This is a genomic window from Bradyrhizobium sp. CSA112 (assembly GCF_029051645.1).
In the GTDB taxonomy this organism is placed as follows: Bacteria; Pseudomonadota; Alphaproteobacteria; order Rhizobiales; family Xanthobacteraceae; genus Bradyrhizobium.
The window spans coordinates 1-393 of record NZ_JAACFS010000170.1; the positions used below are offsets into that span (position 1 = coordinate 1).

General features: G+C 62.8%; 1 protein-coding gene. It reads right to left on the reverse strand.

Features of this window, described 5'->3' with window-relative positions; all coding sequences use genetic code 11:
• A partial coding sequence (locus GWE18_RS42175; protein WP_275191343.1) for an SDR family NAD(P)-dependent oxidoreductase occupies positions 1-267 on the reverse strand: 267 nt, incomplete at its 3' end.
• Between the last annotated feature and the right edge of the window lie 126 nt (positions 268-393).

Consider the following 393-nt stretch of genomic DNA (forward strand, 5'->3'; position numbering starts at 1 on the left):
GTTCACGAGAATGTCGATGCGGCCGTACGCAGCGACAACCTTGTCCACCGCGGCCGTGATCTGATCGGCTTCACCGACGTCGCAGACGACGCCGAGCGCGGTGCCGCCGGCTTCGACGATATCCGCGACAACGCGTTCGACGCCTTCGGAGGTCCGCGAAAGAACTGCGACCTTCGCGCCTTCGGCCGCAAACAGTTTTGCGGTGGCGCGGCCAATGCCGCGGCTTGCGCCAGTGATAACGGCAACTTTTCCATTGAGTCGACCCATGTGTATCTCCATTTGATAAGGCTGGGGAATCTTCGAGGCGTCAGAGGACGGCAGCCTGGACGTAAGGCGAAGGGGCGTCGCGGGCGTCGTTCTGCGTCATGAACGAGGCGATCAGCAGCGCCAGGC